General features: G+C 73.4%; 12 protein-coding genes and 1 pseudogene. 9 read left to right on the forward strand and 4 right to left on the reverse strand.

Annotated elements, in window-relative coordinates:
* From ABZT03_RS28920 to ABZT03_RS28930, 3 genes and pseudogenes are all read left to right on the forward strand, one after another.
* A pseudogene (locus ABZT03_RS28920) lies at positions 1 to 1,372 on the forward strand (serine/threonine protein kinase); the annotation flags it as partial.
* Positions 1,373 to 1,545: 173 nt separating this feature from the next.
* Positions 1,546 to 3,312, forward strand: coding sequence for a protein kinase (locus ABZT03_RS28925; protein ID WP_356044567.1), 1,767 nt, complete (start codon positions 1,546 to 1,548; stop codon positions 3,310 to 3,312).
* A gap of 79 nt (positions 3,313 to 3,391) precedes the next feature.
* Entirely contained in the window at positions 3,392 to 5,053 is a 1,662-nt protein-coding gene (locus tag ABZT03_RS28930) for a serine/threonine-protein kinase (RefSeq protein ID WP_356044569.1), read from the forward strand.
* Between the two features lie 36 nt (positions 5,054 to 5,089).
* Here the strand turns inward: ABZT03_RS28930 and ABZT03_RS28935 are convergent, their stop codons facing one another.
* Positions 5,090 to 6,010 carry an AraC family transcriptional regulator gene (locus ABZT03_RS28935; protein ID WP_356044571.1) on the reverse strand — a complete coding sequence of 307 codons (921 nt, stop codon included), beginning with the start codon at positions 6,008 to 6,010 and terminating at the stop codon, positions 5,090 to 5,092.
* A gap of 104 nt (positions 6,011 to 6,114) precedes the next feature.
* Between ABZT03_RS28935 and ABZT03_RS28940 the strand changes: the two genes are divergently transcribed.
* The 3 genes from ABZT03_RS28940 (at position 6,115) to ABZT03_RS28950 (ending at position 10,665) form a co-directional block, all read left to right on the forward strand.
* Entirely contained in the window at positions 6,115 to 7,017 is a 903-nt protein-coding gene (locus tag ABZT03_RS28940; RefSeq protein ID WP_356044573.1) for an MBL fold metallo-hydrolase, read from the forward strand.
* A 181-nt stretch (positions 7,018 to 7,198) separates the two neighbouring features.
* Positions 7,199 to 8,812: a succinic semialdehyde dehydrogenase gene (locus tag ABZT03_RS28945; protein ID WP_356044576.1), complete on the forward strand. Its 1,614-nt coding sequence runs from the start codon at positions 7,199 to 7,201 to the stop codon at positions 8,810 to 8,812.
* Between the two features lie 74 nt (positions 8,813 to 8,886).
* Positions 8,887 to 10,665, forward strand: coding sequence for a GMC family oxidoreductase (locus ABZT03_RS28950; protein WP_356044579.1), 1,779 nt, complete (start codon positions 8,887 to 8,889; stop codon positions 10,663 to 10,665).
* A gap of 568 nt (positions 10,666 to 11,233) precedes the next feature.
* Here the strand turns inward: ABZT03_RS28950 and ABZT03_RS28955 are convergent.
* Entirely contained in the window at positions 11,234 to 11,515 is a 282-nt protein-coding gene (locus ABZT03_RS28955; protein ID WP_356044582.1) for a chorismate mutase, read from the reverse strand.
* Positions 11,516 to 11,931: 416 nt separating this feature from the next.
* Between ABZT03_RS28955 and guaA the strand changes: the two genes are divergently transcribed.
* Complete coding sequence (gene guaA, locus ABZT03_RS28960; RefSeq protein WP_356044585.1) at positions 11,932 to 13,506, forward strand: glutamine-hydrolyzing GMP synthase; 1,575 nt, start codon at positions 11,932 to 11,934, stop codon at positions 13,504 to 13,506.
* An 18-nt stretch (positions 13,507 to 13,524) separates the two neighbouring features.
* On the opposite strand, the gene ABZT03_RS28965 is transcribed toward guaA, so the two are convergent.
* On the reverse strand, positions 13,525 to 14,001 hold the full coding sequence (locus ABZT03_RS28965; protein WP_356044653.1) for a pyridoxamine 5'-phosphate oxidase family protein: 477 nt from the start codon (positions 13,999 to 14,001) through the stop codon (positions 13,525 to 13,527).
* A 180-nt stretch (positions 14,002 to 14,181) separates the two neighbouring features.
* On the opposite strand from ABZT03_RS28965, the gene ABZT03_RS28970 reads away from it, so the two are divergent.
* A complete protein-coding gene (locus tag ABZT03_RS28970; RefSeq protein WP_356044587.1) occupies positions 14,182 to 14,976 on the forward strand; it encodes a class II aldolase/adducin family protein in 795 nt (264 codons plus the stop codon).
* Positions 14,977 to 15,016: 40 nt separating this feature from the next.
* Here the strand turns inward: ABZT03_RS28970 and ABZT03_RS28975 are convergent, their stop codons facing one another.
* Entirely contained in the window at positions 15,017 to 15,901 is an 885-nt protein-coding gene (locus ABZT03_RS28975) for a DUF4429 domain-containing protein (protein WP_356044590.1), read from the reverse strand.
* A 190-nt stretch (positions 15,902 to 16,091) separates the two neighbouring features.
* Here ABZT03_RS28975 and ABZT03_RS28980 point away from each other — a divergent pair, with 190 nt between their 5' ends.
* Positions 16,092 to 17,369 (forward strand): hypothetical protein, encoded by a 1,278-nt coding sequence (locus ABZT03_RS28980; protein WP_356044592.1) that lies wholly within the window; start codon positions 16,092 to 16,094, stop codon positions 17,367 to 17,369.
* The last annotated feature ends 53 nt before the right edge of the window (positions 17,370 to 17,422 follow it).

The raw sequence follows: 17,422 nt of genomic DNA on the forward strand, positions 1-17,422 counted from the left end.
CGCCCTGCGCCGCCTCCCCGTCGACGCCCTCAAGCTGGACCGCGGGCTGGTGGAGGGCGTCGTGGAGTCCGCGCGGCTGCACAAGATCACCAGTGCCCCGGTGCGGCGCGGGCCGGCCACCGCGCTGGCTGCCGAGCGGGCGCGGCAGGCGCGGATGGCGGTGGTGGGGCCGGTGACCGAGCGGTGGGCGCCCGAGCAGGCGGGGCCCGTGCACGAGAACTGGCAGCTGGCCGCGCCCATCGGGCCCGCCACCGACCTGTGGGCACTCGGCGCGCTGCTGTTCCGGGCCGTACAGGGGCACGCGCCCTATCCGGAGGAGTCGACGGCCGAGCTGGTGCAGCTGGTGTGCGCCGAGCCGCCCGCGTTCGCCGAGGAGTGCGGGCCGCTGCGGCCGGTCGTGGAGTCGCTGCTGCGTCAGGACCCCACCGAGCGGCTCGACTTCGAGGAGCTGAGCGGCTGGCTGCGCTCACTGGTCCGGTCGGCGCCGGAGCCCGAGGCGGGCGCGAACGTCGTGGCGGCGCCACCGGTCGACGCGAGCCGGCTGCCCATCGTGCGCCGCCGGGGCGAGCTGGTGCGCAGGCGGCGCGCCAAGCTGCCCGCGACCAGTGCGCACGGCCGGCACAAGCGGGCCCGGGAAGAGGCGCGTTCACCGCGCAGCCTGGGCCGCACCCTGATTCTGCTGATCCTGCTCGCGCTGGCCGCGGCGGTCGCGTACGCCATGTTCTTCATGCCGAAGGCCGGTTCGAGGGACACCGACGGCGCGGACCGGACGGGAGCCACCACGGGCGCCGGGCAGGCGCCCGGGCAGTCCCCCGAGGCGAGCAGTGAGCCCCGGCCGGACCAGACCTCGCCGCACCCGTCGGGCAGTCCCTCGAAGTCGGCGGGTTCCGCTGAGACGCAGACCACCGGCCCCGAGGTCGCCGACGGGTTCACGCTGCGCAACGACCCGGCGGGCTTCCGGGTGGCCGTGGCCGACGGCTGGAACCGCGTCCCGGGCAACGGGCACGGTCAGGTGCTGTACACACACGGCGACTTCGAGCTCATCCTCGTACCGGGCCGTGACTCGGCGGCGGCGAACGGCAGCGACCCGATGGTGTACCAGCGGGAGAAGGAGCGCGAACTCCAGCCGTACCGCGACTCCAGCTGGGCCACCGCCACCGGCCTGAAGACGATTCAGGTGGGCGGACGGACGATGGCCGAGGGACAGTTCACCTGGACCGGCGGCGACGGGCGGGAGCTGTTCGTGCGCAACCTGGCGCTGCTGGTCGGCGGGAAGTACCACGTGGTGCAGGTGCGCGGCCCGGAGGCCGAACGGGACGAGGTGACACGGCTGTACGAGCAGGCGTCGGCGACATATCAGGCCACCGGCTGACGATTCACCCCCGCGGCAGGTGACGTACGCGAAGGAGGGCCGGACGGTTTACTCCAGCCCCCGGAAGCGACAACCGTCACAGTGCGGTCTCCTTGGCGCGCCCCAGGTTCCCTCGGCGCGGGCCGCTCCTTAATCTGACTCAGTCAAGAGCATTGCGGGGCAACGTGAATCAGATGCAGGGCCTGCTCCTCGCGGGGCGCTATCGGCTCGCCGACGCGATCGGCAGCGGCGGCATGGGCCGGGTGTGGCGTGCGCACGATGAGGTGCTGCACCGGGCCGTCGCCATCAAGGAGTTGACGGCCGCGCTGTACGTGTCGGAGTCCGACCGGCCGCGGCTGCTGGCCCGTACCCGTGCGGAGGCCCGCGCGGCGGCCCGGATCAACCACTCCGCCGTGGTCACCGTGCACGACGTGCTGGAGCACGACGGCCGGCCGTGGATCGTGATGGAACTGGTCGAGGGCCACTCGCTGGCCGACGCGGTCAAGGAGCAGGGGCGCCTGGACCCGGCGGAGGCCGCGCGGATCGGCCTGTGGGTGCTGCGCGCGCTGCGCGCCGCCCACGCGGCCGGTGTGCTGCACCGCGACGTGAAGCCCGGCAACGTGCTCATAGGCCACGACGGACGCGTGCTCCTCACCGACTTCGGTATCGCGCAGATCGAGGGCGACTCCACGATCACCCGCACGGGAGAGGTCGTCGGTTCGGTCGACTACCTCGCCCCCGAGCGGGTCCGCGGCCACGACCCGGGCCCGTCCTCGGACCTGTGGGCGCTCGGCGCGACGCTGTACACGGCGGTGGAGGGCAGGTCACCGTTCCGCCGCACCTCGCCGCTGTCGACCATGCAGGCGGTGGTCGAGGAAGAGGCGCAGGATCCGTCGTACGCCGGTCCGCTCGCGCCCGTCATCGCGGCGCTGCTGCACAAGGACCCCGCCGAACGGCCGGACGTCTCCGCGGCCGAGCACCTCCTCGCCCAGGCCGCGGAGGGACGCCGACCGGACGAGGCACAGGCGTACGTACCGACGCAGTACGGCGGTCCCCCGCACGAACGCGACTCCCGCACCGGGCTGACCGGCCCGCCCACGGGGCCGGCCGCGGCCACGCCCTACCCCTCCGCGACGTCGACGCCGTACCCGTCGGCGGCCTCCGCTTCGTACCCGGCGGGGGGACCCACGTCGTACACCCCGGTCGCCGGCGGGCCCTACGGGCCGCTCACCGGGCCGACGAGCGTCGGTCACCCGCCCCCGCCCGGACGCCGGCGGTGGCGCACCCGCGCCCTCGTGGTCGTTCTCGCCGCGCTCGTCGGCGGGGCCACCGTGGTCGGACTGCAGGCGTGGGACGCGGAGCGCGGGAAGGACACCGCCGGCGGGCCGACACCGGGCCAGAGCCAGAGCACCATCCCGAGTCCCAGCCGCAGCGGCGGCGCCAGCCCGGACGCGACGGGCGGAAACACGGCGAGCCCCGACGGCACCGTGCCCGTGGACTGGGTCAAGGTGGACGACCCCGACGGCTTCAGCCTCTATCTGCCCGCGGGCTGGACCCGAACGGTCGCCAGTACCGCAGGCGGCATCAACCAGATCGACTACTCGCCCGACGGCGGGAAGCACTTCGTCCGCATCGCCGTCGACCCCTCACCCGACTTCGCCGACGGCTACTCGCACCAACTGGACCTGGAGGAACAGGTGCAGCGGCTGCTCGACTACCGGCGGGTGACGCTGGAGAAGAACCTCTACCGGGACCGCGACGGCTCCCGGTGGGAGTACACGTGGACCGCGCTGGCCAAGGACACTCCCTTCCCGGGGCCGCGCCGGGCGGTCGAGGAGACGTACGTGGCACGGGACGGCGTCGAGTACGCGATCTACATGTCCTCACCCGCGGCGGACTGGGAGACCACGAGCCGGCGGTTCACGGCGGTGCTCCAGGGCTGGCAGCCGCGCAGCTCCTGACGGCGGACCCCGGTCCGTCCTCGCACTTGGCCGGTCGCCGACCCGGAAGGGGTTCGTCCGGTGCGGCATGATGAGGCGCATGGGGACCGAGGGGGACAGCGCCCGCGTCATCGCCGGGCGTTACCGGCTGGAGAAGCGGCTCGGGCGCGGCGGCATGGGCGTGGTGTGGCGGGCCACCGACCAACTGCTGGGCAGGCAGGTGGCGGTGAAGGAGATCCCCCTCGACGACACGCTGTCCGAGGAGGAGGCCCGGCGGCAGCGGGACCGCACCCTCCGTGAGGCGAGGGCGGTCGCCCAGTTGCGCCACCCGCACATCATCGTGGTCCACGACGTCGTCGAGCACGACGAACGCCCGTACATCGTGATGGATCTGATCGGGGGCGGCTCGCTCGCCGACCGTATCTCCGCGCGCGGCCCGGTCGGCGTCGCCGAGGCCGCCCGTATCGGTATCGGCCTGCTGAGCGCGCTGCGCACGGCGCACGCGGCGGGTGTCCTGCACCGGGACATCAAGCCCGCGAACGTGCTGCTGGAGGCAGACACCGACCGGGTCGTGCTCACCGACTTCGGTATCGCCCAGGTCGCGGGGGCCACCACGCTCACCGAGACCGGGTCGTTCGTCGGCTCGCCGGAGTACACCGCGCCCGAGCGGATGTCCGGTGCGAGGACGGGACCGGAGTCCGACCTGTGGTCGCTGGGCGCGCTGCTGTGCACGGTGCTGAGCGGTGAATCGCCGTTCCGGCGCGACTCGTTGGGCGGCATCCTGCACGCGGTGGTCTTCGACGAGATCCGTCCGCCCGTGCAGGCCGGCCCGCTGCTGCCCGTCGTGCGGGGGCTGCTGGAGCGCGATCCCGAACGGCGGCTGGACGCGGCTCAGGCGGAGCGGATGCTGCGGGACTTCCGGGACACGGGCCGGACGCCGGTGCCGCCGCCCGGGTACACGCCGACGCGGCCGGACCTGCCCCGGCAGGAACCGGCACCGGCCGCCGCCGAGCCGGCGCCGCCCCGTCGGACGTACTCCACCCGGGGTGTGCTGGTGAGCGCACTGCTGGTCGCCGCGATGGCGGGCGCGGGGGTGTCCGCGGCGGCGCTGCTGGTGAACCGGGGCGGGGACGGTGGGGGCGGTACGCCGGTGAGTTCGGGGCCGGGGTCGTCGGTGACGTCGGCGAGCCCGTCGGCGAGCCCGTCGACGAGCCGGTCGGCGCGGCCGTCCGGGTCGGCGTCCCGGCCGTCCCCCGGGGCCTCGCCCGCGACGGATTCCAGCGGGTCGGCCGGTGCCGGGGCGCCCGCCGGCTCGCCCGCGCCCTCGGGCTACCGCACCGCCGAGGACCCGGCCGGCTTCACTCTCGCCGTGCCCGACGGCTTCACCCGCGAGCCGCAGGGGCAGCGCGTGTTCTACCTGTCGCCGGGGGAGACCTTCCGCCTCGGCATCAAGGTCGCCGCCCCCGGACCGGGCGGCCCGGCCGGGGTGATGCGGCGCGCTGCGGCCGACGGCCCCTCGTCCAACCCCGGTTACCACGACGGCCGGGTCACCAGGACCACGCACCGCGCCCACCCGGCCGCCCTCTGGGAGTTCACCTGGAACGGCTTCAGCGCGGCGGAGGGCCCCCGGCACACCTACGACCTGTGCTGGGAGGAGGGCGGCCGGCTCTACGACGTGTGGGTGTCGGCCCCGGTCGGCAAGGTGCGGGAGGCGAAGGAGTACTTCGACGTGGCCGTGGACACCTTCACCCGCGGACGATGACCGCGACAGGACCCGAAGCAGGCGCGCCGGACCGCGTCACCGCCCCCGGTCCGCGGCCAGCTCCCGGTACCTCCCCGGCGTCATCCCGAACTCGCGGCTGAACGCGTGCGAGAGGGCGTACGGGCTGCCGTACCCCGTCTCCCGGGCCACCGTCGCCAGCGGGGCGTCCGAGTCGCGCAGCCGGGTGGCCGACAGGGTCAGGCGCCACCAGGTCAGATAGGCCATGGGCGGGCGGCCGACCAGGGAGGTGAAGCGCCGGGCGAGCGTCGCACGGGAGACCCCCGCCTCGGCGGCCAGCCGGTCGACGGTCCAGGGCGCCGCCGGCTCGGTGTGCAGGGCCCGCAGCGCGGCCGTCGTCACCGGGTCGCTGAGCACCGCGGGCCAGGCGCCCGTCCGCGCCCGCGCCAGCCACGCGCGGACCATGTAGACGAGCAGCAGGTCGAGCAGGCTCGGCAGGGCCAGACACGAGCCGGGCCGCCGCTGGTCCAGCTCACGCGCCAACAGGTCCACGGCGGAGCGGAGTTCGGGGTGTGCGCCGATCCGGTTGGGCAGGTGGACGACCTGCGGCAGCTCCGCCATCAGGGGGTGCACGCGGCTGCGGTCGAGCCGGTACTTGCCGCAGAGCAGTTCCACCTCCGGGCCCTCCCCGTCCGGGAGCGCGCCGGGGTCGGTCAGCGCCTCGAACGGCACGGCCCGGCCGGCCCGCGCCGCGTCCACGGGCCGGTCGGCGAGGACGTGCCCCGCTCCGTGCGGCAGCAGGACGACGTCCCCCGCGCCGAGCGCGACCGGCTCGCCGCCGCCGTCCGGCAGCAGGGAGCAGCCGCCGGACAGCACGACGTGGAAACCGGCGCCCTCGTACGGTGCGAGCCTGGTGCACCAGCTCCCGCGGACCGTCAGCCGGTTCGAGGAGGGGCGCCCGGTGCGTACGGCGGAGATCGCGTCACTGACCACGTCCATGGCACCAGCGTAAACGCACTGCGGATCCAGGATGAGACGCTCGCGTATTCGGAAGAGTCGATCAGTCATCGAAACGCTCGTCCGGGGCTCCTAGGCTCGTGGTCATGGCTGATGAGACCGTACAGAGCTTCGTGATCGGGGACGTCGAGGTCGTCCGGGTCGTCGAATGGCAGGTGCCGTTCCTGCCCGCGCGTGACGTCGTCCCCGGCTGCGGCCCCGAAGTGTGGACGGACCACCGGGACCGGCTCGCCCCCGACCACTGGGAGCCCGAGAGCGACCGGGCCGTGGTGGCGCTCCAGACCTGGGTGCTGCGCAGCGCCGGCCGAACCGTCCTGGTCGACACCGGCGTGGGCGACGGGCGGGAACGGCCCGGCAACCCCCTGTTCCACCGGCAGCGGGGCGACCTCCCCGGCCGCCTCGCCCGGGCCGGGGTGCGCCCACAGGACGTCGACGTCGTCGTCAACACCCACATCCACGGCGACCACGTCGGCTGGAACACCCATGACGTCGACGGAGCCTGGCTGCCCCTCTTCCCGAACGCCCGCTACCTGCTCCCGGCCGCCGACGACGCCCACTTCGGCCCCGAGGGCGGATACGGCGGTGGCGTGCGCCTCGACGACCGGCTGATCTACGAGGACAGCATCGCCCCCGTGCACCGCGCCGGACAGGCCGACCGCTGGGGCGGGGAGCACCGGATCGACGAGCACCTGACCCTGGAGTCCGCCCCCGGGCACACCCCCGGCTCCTCGCTGCTGCGCGTCGCCTCGCGCGGTGAACGGGCCGCGTTCGTCGGGGATCTGCTGCACAGCCCGGTGCAGATCCTGCGCCCCGACTGCAGCAGCTGCTTCTGCCTCGACCCGGGGCAGGCCGCCGCCACCCGCCGGCGGGTCCTGGAACGCGCCGCCGACCAGGGGGAGCTGGTGGTCCCGGCGCACTTCGGGGGCACGGGCGTGATGGAGGTCCGGCGCGAGGACGGCGCGTTCGCGCCGGTGCCGTGGCGGGGCTGACCCCCGCCGGCCGCCCCGCCCGCAAAGGAACCGCGAGACGCGGATCGCGGACCTCGCGCTGCCGCACAACCCGCTGATCAGCGAGTTCGTTGCCAGTGACCACTGGCGCCATGTGTGCGGCCGGTGAATCACCATTACCGACGGGTACCCAAAGTCTCCGCCCCGGCATACCCTGCGGCTCATGACGGACGCGCAGGCCCCGGCCAAGACCGGCACCAATCCTCTCGCCCCCGCTCCGGAGGGCGCCCGCACCGCCGCCGACGTGGTGACGCCCGAGCTGGTCGCCCAGCTGACCAAGGGGGTCGTCGGTTCGGGCCGGACCGCCAACCACACGCCGTTCACCGGCGAGAAGCTGGCCGACCTGCCCGAGTCCACGCCCGAGGACGTGCGGAAGGCCTACGCGTCGGCCCGCGCGGCCCAGCAGGTGTGGGAGCGGACCCCGGTACGGCAGCGCGCCGCCGTCCTCCTGCGCTTTCACGACCTGGTGCTCGAACGGCAGGCCGAGGTGCTCGACCTGATCCAGCTGGAGACCGGCAAGGCGCGGCTGCACGCCCACGAGGAGGTCCAGGCCGTCGCCGTCGCGGCCCGCCACTACGGCCGCCGGGCCCCCGCCTACCTCCGGCCGAAGCGGCACGCCGGCGCCGTACCGACCCTGACCAAGGTCACCGAGCTGCGCCACCCGCGCGGGGTGGTCGGCCAGATCGCGCCCTGGAACTACCCCCTGGAGCTGTCGGTCGGCGACGCGCTCCCGGCGTTCGTGGCGGGCAACGCGGTCGTCATGAAGCCGGACACCGAGACCTGCCTGACCGCCCTGTGGGCGCGTGACCTGCTGATCGAGGCGGGACTGCCCGCAGACGTCTTCCAGGTCGTCCTCGGTGAGGGCCCCGTGGTCGGCCCCGAGGTCGTCCGGCACGCCGACTACGTCTCGTTCACCGGCTCCACCCGCACCGGCCGCGAAGTCGCCCAGGGCGCCGCCGCCCGCCTGATCGGGGTCTCCCTCGAGCTGGGCGGCAAGAACGCCATGGTGGTGCTGGAGGACGCCGACATCGAGAAGGCGGCCGCGGGCGCGGTCCGTGCCTGCTTCTCCTCCGCCGGCCAACTGTGCATATCCATCGAGCGGTTGTACGTCCACGAGTCGATCGCGGACGCCTTCCTGGAGCGCTTCGCCGCCCGCACGAAGGCCATGCGGCTGGGCACCTCCCTCGCCTACGGCGCCGACATGGGCTCGCTGGTGGGCGAACGCCAGCTGGAGACGGTCACCCGGCACGTCGACGAGGCCGTCGCCAAGGGCGCCAGGCTCGTCGCCGGCGGGGTCGCCCGCCCGGACATCGGCCCCTACTTCTTCGAACCGACCATCCTCGACGGTGTCGAGGCCCCCATGTCGGTCTGCTCCGAGGAGACCTTCGGCCCGGTCGTGTCGGTCTACCGCTTCGCGACCGAGGACGAGGCCGTCGAGCTCGCCAACTCCACGCCGTACGGCCTGAACTCGTCGGTCTGGACGAAGGACGGCCGGCGCGGCCGCGCGGTCGCCTCCCGGCTGCGCACGGGCACGGTGAACGTCAACGAGGGCTACGCGCCCGCGTACGGCAGCGTCCAGTCGCCGATGGGCGGTATGAAGGACTCCGGTCTCGGCCGCCGGCACGGCTCCGAGGGCATCCTCAAGTACACCGAGGCCCAGACGGTCGCCCAGCAGCGGCTGCTGCCGATGGCCCCCTCCCTCGGCATGGACGACGAGAAGTACGCCGAGTTCATGAGCCGGAGCCTGCGGCTCATGAAGGCGTTCCGGTTCCGCTAGGCGTTTCCCCCAGGGCGCGGGGAACCGCGCGACCGACCACGACCACCCGCACGGACACTCAACGAGGAGCCCACGTGCCCCAGGACGCCTACGACTACGACGTCATCGTCGTCGGATCCGGCTTCGGCGGCTCGGTGACCGCCCTGCGCCTCACGGAGAAGGGTTACACCGTCGGCGTCCTGGAGGCCGGCCGCCGCTTCACCCGCGAGTCCCTGCCGAAGAACTCCTGGGACCTCAAGAACTACCTGTGGGCCCCGCGCCTCCACATGTACGGCCTCCAGCGCATCCACCTGCTGGGCAACGTCATGGTCCTGGCCGGCGCGGGTGTTGGCGGCGGTTCCCTCAACTACGCCAACACCCTCTACGTGCCGCCGAAACCGTTCTTCGAGGACCCGCAGTGGCGGGACATCACCGACTGGCAGGCGGAGCTGGAGCCGTACTACGACCAGGCGCGGCGCATGCTCGGCGTGCGGCTGAACCCGACGATGACCCCGTCCGACGTGCACCTCAAGGCGGCCGCCCAGCGGATGGGTGTCGGCGACACCTTCCACATGGCGCCGGTCGGGGTGTTCTTCGGCGACGGCGAGGACGCCGACGACAAGGTCCGGGCGGCGCCCGGCGAGCAGGTCGCGGACCCCTACTTCGGCGGCGCGGGCCCCGGCCGCAGGGCCTGCATCGAGTGCGGCGAGTGCATGACCGGCTGCCGGCACGGCGCGAAGAACACCCTCAACGAGAACTACCTGTACCTCGCCGAGCAGGCCGGCGCGGTCGTGCACCCGCTGACCACCGCCGTGTCCGTGACCGACGACTCGCAGGGCGGCTACGCCGTCGCCACCCTCCCCACCGACAACCGCCGCAAGGGTCAGGGCCGGACCTTCAGGGCCCGCCGGGTCGTCCTCGCCGCCGGCACCTACGGCACCCAGACCCTGCTGCACCGCATGAAGGCGGGCGGACAGCTGCCCCACCTCTCGGACCGGCTCGGCGAGCTGACCCGCACCAACTCCGAGGCGCTGGTGGGCGCGCAGACCAGCGACCGGCGCTACCGCAGGGCCACCGGCGAACCGCGGGCCGACTTCACCCGCGGGGTCGCCATCACCTCCTCGATCCACCCCGACGCCAACACCCACATCGAGCCGGTCCGTTACGGCAAGGGCTTCAACTCGATGGGCGGCCTGTCGATCCTCCAGGTCCCGTACGCGGAGGGCGCCTCGAGGGCCGCGGCCTGGCTGCGCAACGCGGCCCGGCACCCGGTCCTCGTGCTGCGTTCCCTCTCCAACCGCCGCTGGTCCGAGCGGACCATCATCGGCCTGGTGATGCAGTCCCTGGACAACTCGCTGACCACGCACCTCAAGGCGGACGGCGTGGGCAAGGGCCTGCTGACGGCCAGGCAGGGCCACGGCTCACCGAACCCCAAGCAGATCAGGGCGGCCTCGGAGGGAGCGGCCGCCCTCGCCGCCGAGATCAACGGCTTCGCCGGCTCGAACGTGGGGGAGCTGATGGGCACCCCGCTCACCGCCCACTTCCTCGGCGGCTGCCCGATCGGCTCCTCCCGCGAGACCGGGGTGATCGACCCGTACCACCGTCTGTACGGCCACCCCGGCATCTCGGTCGTCGACGGCGCCGCGGTCTCGGCCAACCTGGGAGTCAACCCGTCCCTGACGATCACCGCGCAGGCCGAGCGGGCGATGTCGTACTGGCCGAACAAGGGCGAGAGCGACCCGCGGCCGGCGCAGTCGGCGGCCTACGAGCGTCTCCAGCCGGTCGAGCCGAAGGCGCCGGCCGTCCCCGCGGAGGCGTTCGGCGCGCTGCGGCTGCCGTTCCTCGGCATGCCGGCGCTACCGCCGAAGAAGTAGCGCCGGGCAGGACGAAGGACCTGCACCCCCCTCCGAGCGCAGGTCCTTCTCCGAGGGGCGTGGCCCTTGGTTCACAGGGTTTGATCCGTGACGGGTGTGAATGGTTGCGTTCGCACCCAGGAAAAGTTCTGGACGTCTCGCGGCGCGCGGGCACCGGGCGGGAGACGGGCATGCGAAAGGCCCCGCGGGGCGGAGCCGCGGGGCCTTTCGCTCATCAGCACCGACGTCAGGGCGGCGCCGGTGCCTGGCGGGCGGCGCGGGGGGGTGCGCCGCTCCCGGGACGCGGGTGGCCGGCCGGGCCTCCCGCGGGTCTGTGTGGTGTCCGCCGGGCGGCCCCGGGCGTCCCCGGAGCCGACCGTTCACTTGGGTGACCGGGCTGCTGTCCCCTGCCGTCCGGTCACTTGTCCGGGACGAGGTCCCACGACGTCCGGCACGACCCGTACGTCTCATCGCCCCGGTGAGCCACGCGTGGTTCTTTCGGGCCCGCCCCTGGCTGGCACGGACACCGGGACCAACGAGGGGTTCCGGGCCGCGGTCACGCGCCGTACGGGTGAGAGCGGGCCCGAACTCAGACGCGACCCCGGCACAGCTCCAGGAGCGTCATGGCGAGGGACGTGCCGGGCCGGCCCAGCGCCTCCCGGTAGTGGCCGAGGACCTCCATCTCCCGGGAGAGGTTCACGCGCCGGCCGCCGGAGGCGATGCGGGCGTCCTGGATGACGGCGGACACGGCCATCCGTTCCTGGACGAGGCCGATGATCCGGTCGTCGAGGGCGTCGATGCGCGCCCGGGCGTCACCGATCACCTCGGCGGCCTCGGTGGTACGGGCGCCGGTCACGTCGGTCGCGGTCATGGGGGCTCCTTGGAGAGGGCGGTCGGCCGCCCCGGAACGGCAGGACCCGGGAAAACGACAGGCGCCCCGGGCCTTGTCGGCCCGGGGCGCCTGGGAAGTCGCTTGTCAGTGGCTCAAGCAGCACGACCATGGCATCCGGCGGGCCGGTTGCCATAGCTAAAGAGGAAGGTCGGGTGCGTGAGCATGGGGCCCAGTATGCACGGGAGGCAGTCCCTGTCCAACCCGGTCGGGCACGGTGGTCGGCCCGTCCGGCGCTCGAGGACGAGGCCGACAGGCGAAGCGGGGCCCGGGGGCGCAGCCCCCGAGGACGGGACGGGAAGGGGCGGCGGGGGCGAAACCAGGCAGGCGGGCACCCCCACCCCGACCCCCGTTAGAATCGACCACAGACACCGTTGCTCACCGCCGGAAGGCAAACCGTGCCAGAAGCGTCCCCCGCCGCCCCCGACACCGTCCTGGTCGTCGACTTCGGCGCGCAGTACGCCCAGCTCATCGCCCGTCGTGTCCGCGAGGCCCGGGTCTACAGCGAGATCGTGCCGAGCACCACGCCGGTCCAGGAGATGCTCGCCAGGAACCCGGCGGCGATCATCCTGTCGGGCGGCCCCTCGTCGGTCTACGCGGAGGGCGCCCCCCGCCTCGACCGCGAGCTCTTCGAGTCCGGCGTCCCCGTCTTCGGCATGTGCTACGGCTTCCAGCTGATGGCCACGGCCCTCGGCGGCACGGTCGACAACACCGGCGCCCGCGAGTACGGCCGGACCCCGCTGCACGTCTCGAAGTCCGGCTCGACGCTGTTCGAGGGCACCCCGGACGAGCAGTCGGTGTGGATGTCCCACGGCGACGCCTGCTCCGCCGCCCCGGAGGGCTTCTCCGTCACGGCGTCCACGGACGTCGTCCCGGTCGCCGCCTTCGAGAACGACGAGAAGCGCCTCTACGGCGTCCAGTACCACCCCGAGGTCATGCACTCCACGCACGGCCAGCAGGTGCTGGAGCACTTCCTGTACCGCGGCGCGGGCCTCACCCCCGACTGGACCACCGGCAACGTCATCGACGAGCAGGTGGCGCACATCCGCGAGCAGGTCGGTGACAGGCGCGCCATCTGCGGCCTGTCCGGCGGAGTGGACTCCGCGGTCGCCGCCGCGCTGGTGCAGAAGGCCATCGGCTCGCAGCTGACCTGCGTGTACGTCGACCACGGCCTGATGCGCAAGGGCGAGACCGAGCAGGTCGAGAAGGACTTCGTCGCCGCGACCGGCGTCCAGCTCAAGGTCGTCGACGCCGAGGAGCGCTTCCTCACCGCGCTCAAGGGCGTCTCCGACCCCGAGCAGAAGCGCAAGATCATCGGCCGGGAGTTCATCCGGGTCTTCGAGCAGGCGCAGGCGGAGATCATCGCGGACGAGGGTCCCGAGGTCGCCTTCCTCGTCCAGGGCACCCTCTACCCGGACGTCGTGGAGTCCGGCGGCGGCAGCGGCACCGCCAACATCAAGTCCCACCACAACGTGGGCGGCCTCCCCGAGGACCTCGAGTTCCAGCTGATCGAGCCGCTGCGCAAGCTGTTCAAGGACGAGGTCCGGATGGTCGGCCAGGAGCTCGGCCTGCCGGACGAGATCGTCCAGCGCCAGCCGTTCCCCGGCCCCGGTCTCGGCATCCGGATCGTCGGCGAGGTCACCAAGGAGCGGCTCGACCTGCTCCGCGAGGCCGACGCCATCGCCCGCGAGGAGCTGACGGCGGCCGGCCTCGACCGTGACATCTGGCAGTGCCCGGTGGTCCTCCTCGCGGACGTCCGCAGCGTCGGCGTCCAGGGCGACGGCCGCACCTACGGCCACCCGATCGTGCTGCGCCCGGTCTCCTCGGAGGACGCCATGACGGCCGACTGGTCGCGTCTGCCGTACGAGGTCCTCGCCAAGATCTCGACCCGCATCACCAACGAGGTCGCCGACGTCAACCGGGTCGTCCTCGACGTGACCTCGAAGCCGCCGGGCACCATCGAGTGGGAGTAGCCCTCCCGGTGGTGCCGGTCAGGTCCGCCTGAGGGTCCGTAGGGGCTCGCCCGGCTTCCAGATCTGGACGACGAGGTACGCGTCGTCCTCGACGCGGGTCCGCACGACCTCCGTCAGCTCGGCGCGGAAGAGGTGGAACGGCTCCGGCGGTTCCACCTCTTCGACGTATCCGGCCTTCGCCGCCGGGTCCGTCACCTCGACCGCCCGGCCGCCGACCCGCACATCCCCGCCGCCCATGCCGGTGCCGTCCCCGGGGTTGGCCTGCAGCGCGAAGCGCGGGTCGCGGCGCAGGTCCAGCGCCTTGAGCGAACCGGGCATCATGCCGAGCCACAGCTCACCGCGCAGGAAACGCACCTCCAGGCCGGTGGTGCGGGGCGAACCGTCCCGGCGGAGGGTCGCGAGGGTGTGGTGGGTGAAGGCGCCGAAGCGCTCCTCGACGGTTCCGGCGAGTTCGGGCGCCGCGGCCACGAAGGCCGCCCAGTTCGTACGGCTCATACGGCTCATACGGCCAGTCTGGCGCCGATACCCGACATCTTCTGTCCGGTATCGCCTCGGGGGTCCCGGGCGGCGCAGCGCATTTCCGTTGCGAACGTCATGTTTGCATAACATCCCTGTTCTCCTGCGCTGACCGACGGTAACTTCCGCCCCGTACACCCACCCAGTGCTGGAGGACCTATGCCCGGGCCCACTCCACCCCCGCCGCTGCCCACGGACCGGCTCCGGTTCGCGATGCCGCCGATGCACGACTCGGTCGACGACGAGCGCCGGCACCGCAAGGAGCGGCTCGCGGGCGCCCTGCGGATCTTCGGGGCGCGCGGCTTCGAGGACGGGGTGTCGGGGCACATCACCGCGCGCGACCCGGAGTTCAGCGACTGTTTCTGGGTCAACCCGTTCGGTATGCCGTTCAAGCACGTCACTGTGAGCGACCTGGTCCTCGCCAACACCGACGGGCAGGTGATAGAGGGCCGCTACCACGTCAACCAGGCCGCGTTCACCGTCCACGCCCAGGTGCACGCCGCCCGCCCCGACGTCGTCGCGGTCGCCCACTGCCACTCGGTGTACGGCCGCGCCCTCGCCGCGCTCGGCGACCTGCTCGACCCCCTCACCCAGGAGAGCTGCGCGTTCTACGAGGACCACGCCCTGTACGACGCCTACACCGGGGTCGCCGTCGACGCCGTGGAGGGCAGACGGATCGCGAGCGCGCTCGGCTCGCACAAGGCGCTCGTGCTGCGCAACCACGGACTGCTGACGGTCGGCGACTCGGTGGACGCGGCGGCCTGGTGGTTCCTGTCGATGGAACGCTCCGCCCAGGTGCAGCTGACCGCGAAGGCGGCCGGCCGTCCCGTGGTCATCGACCACAAGGCGGCTGTCTCGACCCGGGAACAGCTCGGCGGGGACCTCGTCGCCTGGATCAACTACCAGCCGCTGTGGCAGGACATCAGCCGCTCCGAACCCGACCTGCTGAGCTGAGGGCGCGCACTCCGGCGCCCGGACCGGGGTGCGTGCCGGGTCAGAACCCCCGTAGCACCGCGGCCTTCGTCACCGCGAACTCCTCGTCCGTCAGCACCCCGTCCCGGTGCAGTTCACCCAGCTCCCGCAGGCGCCGCAGCAGTACGTCGTGGTGGTCGGCCGCGGGCGGCACGGACACCGCCGGCCGCGGCCCGTCCCCGGGCTGGTCCACGGCCTGGGTCGAGGGGTGCGGCAGGCGGGCGGTGACGGCGGTCGCCACCAGCGCCGTGAGCAGGTCGCGGCGGGTACTGCCCCACAGGTCGAGGGCGTACGGGTCCTTCTCCGGCGGCAGCTTGGAGAACGCGGTCTCGCGGGTCGCGAAGCGCAGGAAGCCGTCCTCGTAACCGGAGTTGGGCAGCCACTCGACGCACACCACGTCGGCCAGCGCGATGATCCGCGGCCCGGTCGCGCGCTTGACCCGGTCGGAGGTGTCCGCCCAGTCGATGCGTACCTGCGTGCCGTCGAAGGAGACCGTGCCGTCGGACGAGCGGACCGACACCGGGACGGGCGGCCCCGGCAGCAGATAGCTCCCGGTGGGCTCCTTGGGGATCTGGTCCAGGAGCAGGGCGTGCCGGATCTCCTCGGCGACGTACTCCGCGACCCCGGCCCGGTCGACGTCCACGGCCAGCCGGTAGGGGTCCGCCGGGTCGGGCAGCCGGCCCCCGGTCGCCTGGAGGAGCGGGTCCGCGCCCTCCCGCAGCCGCATCCGCAGCCGGCCCCGCCGGCGTTCCGGCTCGAAGGCGACCCCCGAGATCGCCTCCAGCGGCACGGCGACCTCTCCGTACGTCTGCCGGAACAGCGGTACGGAGCGGTGGAGTCCCGGCGTGATCCGGACCGTGCTGCCGTCGAAGGCCCAGGTCCCGTCACGCTGGATGATCTCGGCCATGGGGAAATTCTCGCAGCCAGGTCAACACGGCGGCGGCCACTTCACCCCGCGCCGACCGGACCTGCCGGGCACGGACGGTGTGTCGTAGGGCACAATTCGCTGTCATCGCGGGGGAGTTGTCCAGCGGGCGGCGGCCGGATCTCTCAGGGGCCGCCGATCATGCAGGTAGCGGGGAAGGCGGGCATCGGGCGTGGCGGTGCAGGAGGCGAGACAGAGCGCGGACGCGGCTGCCCACGGGGGCGGCTGCACCTGCGGGGACTGCCCCCACGGGGCGCGGGCGGGGCATCGGCGGGCCGTCGCCGAATTCCTGGTGCTGCGGGACGGGTTCGCGGCCGGAGAGGGGCTGCCGGCAGCAGTGGCCCACTCGGCGTCGGCCTCCCGCCAGTGGGTCTCCGAGGAGTTGACGCAGTCCGCGGAACACGTCGCCGAGCGCGGCCGGGCCGAGGGCGAGGCGTGGCTGGCGCGGCTGTGGCGCCGAACCGCGTTCACCGTGTGGTCGGCCGTCGTCGTGCTGCTCCTGGTGCAGGCGCTCACGGCGATCGGCGCCGGCTGGTCGACGGCGCGCACCGCCGGACTCGTCGCGGCCCTGCTCGTGGCCGGAGCGCTGACGGTGGCCTCGTGGCTGCACCGGGCGCGCGGCGGGGCGCTGGCACCGGTGATCGGTGAGGACAACCGGCTGTCGACCTCGCGCGCGGTGGCGGCGGCCTGGGTGCTGTTCGTCGTGTACGCCGTGCTCGTGCTGGTGGGGCGGCTCGCGGCGGCCTCCGGCCACGCGCAGCGCGACGCGCTGATCGACGGGCTCGAACTGGCCCGTGGCGCGGGCGTGGTGACCGTGCTCGCCGTGGTCTGCGGGATCGCGGTGCTGGTCCGGCGGGTGGTCGGACTGCGGGTGCTGGGACAGCGGCTGCAGAAGGTGCGCGCGCACCGGCCGCGCGCCGCCGACCTGCTCACCGACGACGCGGGCCGCGGCACCTTCGCCGACATCCAGTACGTCGTGATCAGTGCCGTCGCCCTGCTGTTCGCGGCCGTCCGGCTGGCCCGGCGGCCCGACCAGCTGCCTGACCTGCCCTGGGGGCTGGCGGTGCTGGTGCTGGTGTCGGCGGCGACCTACGTGGCCGGGAAGTACGCCGAGGGCGGCCGGCCGGTGATCCTCTCCGTGGTGCGCTCGCGGGAGGCCGGCGACCTGGACGGGCCGATCCGCACCGGCGACGACATCGAGATCCGCGGGGCGGCCTTCGTACCGCCGGGCGCGCAGACCGCGGAGCGGCTGTCGCGCATGGTCGTACGCATCGGCGCCGTGCATGTCCATGTCCCGCTGGTGCCGGTGGCCGGCGGTTTCAGCAACCCCACGGACGCGGTCCTCACCGTGCCGGTGCCCGCCGACGTGGAACCGGGGCGGGTGGAGGTCCAGGTGGTGACGGCCGCGGGCGTCGAGACCAACCGCTACGCGATCGACGTGACGGACTGACCGACCGCCTGCCCCCCGCCGTGGGGAGGCCGGCGTCGAAGCGGGCCAAGTCG

Source organism: Streptomyces sp. NPDC005574, from assembly GCF_040605435.1.
GTDB lineage: Bacteria > Actinomycetota > Actinomycetes > Streptomycetales > Streptomycetaceae > Streptomyces.